The 7,392-nt window shown below is 68.0% G+C and carries 8 protein-coding genes; 2 read left to right on the forward strand and 6 right to left on the reverse strand.

What is annotated here, in order from left to right; genetic code table 11:
* Nucleotides 1–323: 323 nt before the first annotated feature.
* Together mutL and OX89_RS06785 are read right to left on the reverse strand one after the other, a co-directional pair.
* On the reverse strand, nucleotides 324–2,294 hold the full coding sequence (gene mutL / locus OX89_RS06780) for a DNA mismatch repair endonuclease MutL (protein ID WP_047350034.1): 1,971 nt from the start codon (nucleotides 2,292–2,294) through the stop codon (nucleotides 324–326).
* Between the two features lie 43 nt (nucleotides 2,295–2,337).
* The gene (locus OX89_RS06785) at nucleotides 2,338–2,589 is read right to left on the reverse strand and encodes a glycine zipper 2TM domain-containing protein (RefSeq protein ID WP_011804420.1); all 252 of its coding nucleotides are present in this window, start codon (nucleotides 2,587–2,589) and stop codon (nucleotides 2,338–2,340) included.
* Between the two features lie 213 nt (nucleotides 2,590–2,802).
* Here OX89_RS06785 and OX89_RS06790 point away from each other — a divergent pair, with 213 nt between their 5' ends.
* Nucleotides 2,803–3,465, forward strand: coding sequence for a DedA family protein (locus OX89_RS06790; RefSeq protein WP_015912629.1), 663 nt, complete (start codon nucleotides 2,803–2,805; stop codon nucleotides 3,463–3,465).
* Nucleotides 3,466–3,573: 108 nt separating this feature from the next.
* On the opposite strand, the gene OX89_RS06795 is transcribed toward OX89_RS06790, so the two are convergent.
* From OX89_RS06795 to tsaE, 4 genes are all read right to left on the reverse strand, one after another.
* Entirely contained in the window at nucleotides 3,574–3,804 is a 231-nt protein-coding gene (locus OX89_RS06795) for a glycine zipper domain-containing protein (RefSeq protein WP_015912630.1), read from the reverse strand.
* Between the two features lie 120 nt (nucleotides 3,805–3,924).
* Nucleotides 3,925–4,257 (reverse strand): cupin domain-containing protein, encoded by a 333-nt coding sequence (locus OX89_RS06800; protein WP_047350048.1) that lies wholly within the window; start codon nucleotides 4,255–4,257, stop codon nucleotides 3,925–3,927.
* Between the two features lie 20 nt (nucleotides 4,258–4,277).
* Nucleotides 4,278–5,726 carry an N-acetylmuramoyl-L-alanine amidase gene (locus OX89_RS06805; RefSeq protein WP_047350035.1) on the reverse strand — a complete coding sequence of 483 codons (1,449 nt, stop codon included), beginning with the start codon at nucleotides 5,724–5,726 and terminating at the stop codon, nucleotides 4,278–4,280.
* Nucleotides 5,723–6,232, reverse strand: a complete 510-nt coding sequence (gene tsaE / locus OX89_RS06810) for a tRNA (adenosine(37)-N6)-threonylcarbamoyltransferase complex ATPase subunit type 1 TsaE (protein WP_047350036.1) — start codon at nucleotides 6,230–6,232, stop codon at nucleotides 5,723–5,725. The genes OX89_RS06805 and tsaE overlap by 4 nt, the downstream gene beginning before the upstream one ends.
* A gap of 12 nt (nucleotides 6,233–6,244) precedes the next feature.
* Here tsaE and queG point away from each other — a divergent pair, with 12 nt between their 5' ends.
* Entirely contained in the window at nucleotides 6,245–7,300 is a 1,056-nt protein-coding gene (gene queG / locus OX89_RS06815; RefSeq protein ID WP_199856222.1) for a tRNA epoxyqueuosine(34) reductase QueG, read from the forward strand.
* The last annotated feature ends 92 nt before the right edge of the window (nucleotides 7,301–7,392 follow it).

The raw sequence follows: 7,392 nt of genomic DNA on the forward strand, positions 1-7,392 counted from the left end.
TTCTGCTCAAGGGGAATTTAGCGATGCGGCAATGCAGCATCGAATTATGTCAAAAAGACATGTGGTTATGCACCATTTTGGATTTGATGCCTCGCAATGGGACAGGTTTTCGGGGTTGTCGCGCGTTGCTGGTGCGTTTTCTTGCGCGCTTTTGGTGCGAAGTCGACGGCGAATGCCCTGTTGCGCGGGATTGCGCAACGGTTTGACAGGGGCACGGCTGCGCCGCCCTGGGCGCCGCCAAAGCAGCGCTGGCAGTGCAAGGCAGTCGGGGGAGAAGGGAATCCCGCTGGGTGGTAGCGGCGTGAGAGGGTGTGTGGATGCGCTCAGCGCCCGCGCAGGAACAGCGCGTCCAGCTCTTTCATGCTGAGCTGGCGCCAGGTGGGGCGGCCGTGGTTGCACTGGTCGGAGCGATCGGTGACTTCCATCTGGCGCAGCAGGGCGTTCATCTCGTCCAGCGTCAGGCGGCGATTGGCCCGCACGGCGCCATGGCAGGCCATGGTGGCAAGGATCTCGCTCTGCGCGCGCTGCACCACGGTGCTGGCGTCATGGGTGGCCAGCTCGGCCAGCACGCTGCGCGCCAGCTCCACGGGGTTGCCTTGGGCCAGCGTGGTGGGCACGGCGCGCACGGCCAGGGTGCGCGGCGAGAACGGCACGACCTCCAGTCCCAGCAGGGCCAACGTGTCGGCATGCGCCTCGGCGGTCGCCACCTCTTCGGGGGTGGCGGCAAAGGTGGCGGGGATGAGCAGTGGCTGGCTGGCGATGCGTGCACCTTGGTCCACCTGGGCCTTGAGCCGCTCGTACACGATGCGTTCGTGCGCCGCATGCATGTCCACCACCACCAAGCCTTGTGCGCTTTCGGCCAGGATATACACGCCATGGACCTGCGCCACGGCGCGGCCCAGCGGCCAGGTGTGTGCATCCTCGACGGGCGCAGTCGCCATGTCGACGGCAGCCAGTGGAGCCGCGCTGGCGGGCGAGAAGGACGGCGCCGTGGGCGCGCCTGGAGCGACCGGTGCCATGGCGGTGGTTGCCGGCATACCGGGCGGTGGCGCAGCCGTGGATGTGCCCCAGAGTGCTTGTAAGTCAGAGACCTTGTGACCTGCGCGCTCTTCAAATTTGATAGCTGCTTGCGCTTGCCAATAGGACGGTTGAGCTTGATTTTTATCCGCATCACCCACGGGTGGCGCGGCAGGTGCTACAGAAGTTGAAGCGGCAGCCGCCAGCGCCTGCGCGCGCGGCGCCGCCAGAGCGTTCTCCACCGCGTGGCGCACGGCCTGGTGCACCTCGCGGCTGTCGCGAAAGCGCACCTCGATCTTGGTCGGGTGCACGTTCACGTCCACACGCTGCGGGTCGATCTGTACGTACAGCGCGTACACCGGCTGCTTGTGGCCGTGCAGCACGTCCTCGTAGGCGCTGCGCGCAGCATGCGTGAGCACCTTGTCGCGCACGAAGCGGCCGTTCACGTAGCAGAACTGCTGGTCTGCACGCGAACGGGCGGCATCGGGCAGCCCGGCGCGGCCCGTCACCGTGACCGCGCCCAGGCGCAGGTGCACAGGTACGGAGTCGCGAATGAAGTCCTCGCCCAGCACGTCGCTCAGGCGCTGCTGCAGGGCCTGCTGGCGTTCGCCCTCGTCCGCAGTGGCAGCGGGAGCCAGGGTGGCGCGCCACTGCTCCACCAGCTTGCCTTCGTGCCAGATGGCAAAGCCCACGTCGGGCCGCGCCAGCGCATGGCGGCGCACGGCCTCGATGCAGTGGGCGAGCTCGGTCGCGTCGGTCTTGAGGAATTTGCGCCGCGCGGGCGTGGAGAAGAACAGCTCCTTGACCTCCACGGTCGTGCCACGGCTGCGTGCCGCGGGGCGCAGCTCGCCGCTGCGCGCATCCAGCAGAAAGGCGCTGGCCTGCTGCGCGGTGCGCGACAGCAGTGCCACCTCGGACACCGACGCGATGGCGGCCAGTGCCTCGCCGCGAAAGCCCATGGTGGCGACCGACTCCAGGTCGTGCAGGTTGGTGATCTTGCTCGTGGCGTGGCGGCGCAGGGCCACCGGCAGCTCATCCTGCGGGATGCCGCTGCCGTCGTCCTCCACGGCGATCAGGCGCACGCCGCCGGCCAGCAGGCGCACGGTGATCTGGGTGGCGCCCGCATCCAGGGCGTTGTCCACCAGCTCGCGCACGGCAGACGCGGGGCGCTCCACCACTTCGCCCGCGGCGATCTGGCTGATGAGTTCGTCGGGCAGGTCGCGAATGGGGCGCCGGGGCGCGGGGGCGAGGGCGGTGTCGGAAGGCTGTGCGGTCACGCGGGGATTTTAGGTGGCGATGCGACCGCGGGTGCTGTAAGGGTCAGTGGCGGTGGCGGTAGCCGCGGTCGTTGTTGCGGCCGACCTCGTTACCGATCAGCGCGCCGGCAGCGGCGCCGCCCACGGTACCCAGCGTGGAGCCGAACACCGCGCTGCCCACCAGGCCGCCGGCCACGGCGCCGACGCCCGTGCCGATCTGTGCGTTGCTGGGCCGGTGGGCGCAGCCGCCCAGTGCAAGGGCGCCCGTGAGCAGTGCGGCAGTGGCGATCAGGCGGCTGTGGCGGAGGACGGTCATGGCGGTTCCTTTCGGGAAAATGGTCTTGTAATGAGGTGCGGCGCGGTGCGCACGCCGTGGGTGCACTATGGCGCGGCCGTGTGAAGTGTGCCCCGCAGTTTGTTTGCCAATTGCCAACAAGTGTGAGCAATTGCCAATGGTGGTGTGGTGCAACCAGGGGCATTGGGGGCGCGGGTACATTACGGCGCACTTCGCCAACGGGAGGTTTGTGTTTTGGAAGTCTTTGCGTTCCTGATCGATTTCATCCTGCATGTGGACAAGCATCTCGCCGCCTTCGTGGCCAGCTATGGCCCCTGGGTGTACGCGCTGCTGTTCATCATCGTGTTCGTGGAGACGGGCGTGGTGGTGATGCCCTTTTTGCCGGGTGACTCGCTGCTATTCGTGGTGGGGGCGCTCAGCGGTGCAGGGTTGATGAACTTCCCGCTGGCCTGTGCGGTTCTGCTGGCTGCGGCGATCCTGGGCGACCAGTGCAACTACAGCATCGGGCGCTATTTCGGACCCAAGGTATTCCAGTGGGAAAGCTCGCGCTGGTTCAACAAGAAGGCCTTCGACCAGGCCCATGCGTTTTATGAGCGCTATGGCGGCATCACCATCGTGCTGGCGCGCTTCATGCCTTTCATCCGCACGTTCGCTCCCTTCGTGGGCGGCGTGGCGGCCATGGGGCGGGGCAAGTTCACGGCCTACAACGTCGGTGGTGCAGTACTGTGGGTCGTGGGCATCTGCACGGCGGGGTACTTCTTTGGAAACATGGCCTGGGTGCAGCGGCATCTGGACAAGATCATCTGGGCCATGATCTTCATCCCCGGCCTGATTGCCATCTTTGGCGCATGGCGCGCCGGGCGCAAGGCACAGGGAACTGCGGTTGCTATTGAATAGATAGCTAGTCGCGCTTACTAGAAGCGCGTTAAGGCCATATTCCATATAAAACGCCACCGCCTCGCGAGAGGGGTGGCGTTCTGCATGGTGAGGCTCTCAGGCGGGCCGTCAACGGCGGCGATCGCGGTCCCGGTCCTCACCCAGTTCGTGGCCGATCAGCGCGCCAGCGGCGGCGCCGCCAATGGTGGCGGCCGTGCCGCCCACGGCGCTACCGAGTGCGCCGCCAGCCACGGCGCCGACACCCGTGCCGATCTGGGCGTTGGTGGGATTGGACGAGCAGCCCACCAGGCCCAGGGCGGCTGCGCAGGCGGCGGCGGAGAGAAGGTGGCGGTATTGCATGGTGGCTCCTTATGGTCAACAGACCCCGGTGTGGGGCCGTGACTCAACTGTCACCCCGCTGGCCCGGCGCCGGTGTAGGCCCGTCTTGCCGGCGCGTGTAGGACGCGGCGGCCCCAGGCCCTAACCCGGCGCGAGACAGATCGTCACCAGCAGCGAGGCGTCCTGCAGCGCCCGCAGCACATGCGGAATGCGCGGCACCAGGTGCAGGAAGTCGCCTTCGCGCAGGGGATGCGACTGCGCGCCGGCCTGGAAAAGCACCTCGCCCTCCAGGCACAACAGCGTGACCTCACCCGGTGCGTCGTGCTGGTGCTGCTCTTTACCGGCGGGCAGCACCACGCGGATCACTTCCAGCTGGCCGGCCTTGATGAGGGCGCTGGTGGGGGTGTCGTGCAGGCGCGGCGCCAGGGGCCGGAGGCTGACGGCTTCGCAGGACTGGGCGTGGGGCAGTGCCATGGCGGTCACGGCCGCGCTGCTCAGACGGTGCGGCTGCGCGCCAGCGGCGGGTTTTTCGCGAAGTATCGGACGATGCCGCGCATCAGCGCGTCGGCCAACTGCTCTTGATACGCGGCGGACCGCAGTTTGGACTCTTCCTCGGGGTTGCTGATGAAGGCCGTCTCCACCAGCACGCTGGGAATGTCGGGCGCCTTGAGCACGGCAAAGCCCGCCTGCTCCACGCGCGGCTTGTGCAGCTTGGCCATGCCGCCGATCTCGCCCAGCAGCACGCTGCCGAGCTTCAGGCTGTCGTTGATCTGCGCCGTGGTGCTCATGTCCAGCAGCGCGCGCTGCACATGGCGGTCCTGCTGGGCGCCCAGGTTCACGCCGCCGATCAGGTCGGCCTCGTTCTCCTTGTTGGCCAGCCAGCGCGCGGCCGAGCTGGACGCGCCGCCCTGGCTCAGCGCGAACACGCTGGCGCCGCGTGCCGACGGGGTGGTGAAGGCGTCGGCGTGGATGGACACGAACAGGTCTGCCTGCACGCGCCGCGCCTTGTCCACGCGCGCCGCCAGCGGGACGAAGAAGTCACCGTCGCGCGTGAGGAAGGCGCGCATGGGGTTGCCGCCCACCTGCGTGGCATTGATGCGGTCACGCAGCAGGTGCGCCACTTTCAGCACCACGTCCTTTTCGCGCGTGCCGCGCGGGCCGATGGCGCCCGGGTCTTCGCCGCCGTGGCCGGGGTCCAGCGCGATGATGATGAGGCGGTCGGTGGAATACGCCGCTCGGGCCGTCGTAGGCGGGGTGGCGGGCGCGGCAGGGCGCGCCGGGGCGGCGGGTGCCGGCGCCACGGGTGCGGTTGCCACCGCCGTGCCCGGCACGGGCAGGGCAGGGGGCATGGCCTGCGGTGCGGAATGCCGTGCGATCAGGTCACCCAGCGGGTCCGTCAATGGGGGAGCCGCCATGGCGCGCCCCGTACCCGCGCTGCCGGGCAGCGGCGCGGTGGCGTCGCGCAGCCGCTCGGCGATCAGCGCCTCCAGCGGGTCGGGCGGCTGCGCGGGATACAGGTCGAACACCAGCCGGTGCTGGTACGCGGCCACGGGCTGCAGCGTGAAGACCTGCGGCCGCGCCGCCTGCTTCAGGTCCACCACCAGGCGCACCACGCCGGGCGCGTTCTGGCCCACGCGGATGCCGGCGATGTTGGGGTCGTCTGCGCGCACCTTGGCGACCAGTTCGCGCAGCGAGGGGTTGAGGTCGATACCCTCGATGTCCACGGCCAGGCGCGGCGGCGTGTCCACGAAGGTCTGGCGGGCCGTGAGCGCGCGGTCCGATTCGATGGTCACCCGTGAATAGTCGGGCGCGGGCCAGACACGCACCGCGACGATGGTGGCGCCGCGCGCGATCTGCTGCGTGCCCAGCAGCAGTACCAGGCTACCCGCGCGCAGCAGGGTGCGGCGGCTGTGAAGGGGGGAAGGGCGGCGGGCATCGCTCATGGGGTGTCCAGTCCTTGCAGTATGGCGCTGCCATGGGGCGTGTGGGCTCGCAGCGTCACGTGCCGGGCTGAATCATCCTCCGCTTCAATGTGAATAGCAATATCCGCAGGCGGGATGAGGGTTCCTGTATGGCCAGGCCACTCGGCCAGCTTCAGGCCGGGGCTGGCGAAGATGTCGCGAAAGCCTGCGTCTTCCCACTCGCGCGGTTCGCTGAAGCGGTAGAAGTCGAAGTGCCAGATGTTCAGTCCTGGTGCCTGGTGCGGCTCGACCACGGCGTAGGTGGGGCTCTTGACGCGCCCCTGCACGCCCAGGGCGCGCAGCAGGTGGCGCACCAGCGTGGTCTTGCCTGCACCCAGGTCGCCATGCAGGGCGATGAAGGCATTGCGCAGGCCGGGCTGCGCGGCCAGGCGCGTGGCAAAGCGTGCCGTGTCCTCCTCGTCCTTCCATTGCAGCGACAGGCAGTGCGGCGTTTCTACAATCGGGTGTTGATGGTGTGCAGCAGTCAACTCGTTCCTCAAATACAAGGCTGGGCCCGCGAGCTGGGATTTTCCCAAATCAAGGTGGCCGGCGTGGACTTGTCCTCCGCCGAGCCCGGATTGATGCAATGGCTGGCCCAAGGGTTCCATGGCGAGATGCATTACATGGCTGCGCATGGCTTGAAGCGTGCGCGCCCGGCGGAACTGGTGCCCGGCACCGTGAGCGTGATCACTGCGCGCATGGACTACCTGCCGCGCGCGATGGCGCTGGAAGCCTCCGAGGGCTGGCAGGCCATTGAACTTGGCCGGCTGGCGCGACCCACCGAGGCGGTGGTTTCCGTCTACGCCCGGGGACGCGACTACCACAAGGTGCTGCGCGCGCGGCTGCAAAAGCTCAGCGACCGTGTCGCCGAGGCAGTAGGGCCCTTTGGCCACCGCGTGTTCACCGACTCGGCGCCGGTACTGGAGGCCGAGCTTGCGCGCCGCAGCGGCCAGGGCTGGCGCGGCAAGCACACGCTGGTGTTGAGCCGCGAGGCCGGCTCGATGTTCTTCCTGGGCGAGATCTATGTGGACATGCCCCTCGAACCCACCGAGCCCGTCACCCACCACTGCGGCAGTTGCCAGGCGTGTATCGACGTCTGCCCCACGCAGGCCATCATCGCGCCGTACCGCCTGGATGCGCGCCGCTGCATCTCCTACCTCACCATCGAGCACGCCGGGCCCATTCCGCTGGAGTTGCGTCCGCTCATGGGCAACCGCATCTATGGCTGCGACGATTGCCAGCTCATCTGCCCGTGGAACAAGTTCGCGCAGACCAGCAGCCTGCCCGATTTCGATGTGCGTGCGGGGCTGGTGGGGCAGCAGCTCGTGCATCTGTTTACGTGGGACGAGGAGACCTTCCTGCGCATGACCGAGGGCGGCCCGATCCGTCGCATCGGCCATGAGCGCTGGCTGCGCAACATCGCCGTGGCGCTGGGCAACGCGTTGCGCGCGACCCGCGACCCTGTCGTTCGCGCCGCGCTGGCTGCGCGTGCCAATGACCCGAGCCCGCTGGTGCGCGAGCATGTGGCCTGGGCGCTGGCACAGGAAAATGAATAAAAATGGCCTGCAACGCATGCAGGGTAAGCGCGAGTAGCTATTAATTAAAGGCGCTGTTCGCGTTAAGTATTGATGAGCTGTCGACCAAGGGC

Source organism: Diaphorobacter sp. J5-51 (assembly GCF_001023515.1).
In the GTDB taxonomy this organism is placed as follows: domain Bacteria; phylum Pseudomonadota; class Gammaproteobacteria; order Burkholderiales; family Burkholderiaceae_C; genus Diaphorobacter; species Diaphorobacter nitroreducens.

What these genes read in the sequence shown, in the direction of transcription:
- OX89_RS06785 (WP_011804420.1), bottom strand. Translation starts at nt 2,589, where the DNA reads ATGACCGTCCTCCGCCACAGCCGCCTGATCGCCACTGCCGCACTGCTC.
- OX89_RS06795 (WP_015912630.1), bottom strand. Translation starts at nt 3,804, where the DNA reads ATGCAATACCGCCACCTTCTCTCCGCCGCCGCCTGCGCAGCCGCCCTG.
- OX89_RS06800 (WP_047350048.1), bottom strand. Translation starts at nt 4,257, where the DNA reads ATGGCACTGCCCCACGCCCAGTCCTGCGAAGCCGTCAGCCTCCGGCCC.
- OX89_RS06805 (WP_047350035.1), bottom strand. Translation starts at nt 5,726, where the DNA reads ATGAGCGATGCCCGCCGCCCTTCCCCCCTTCACAGCCGCCGCACCCTG.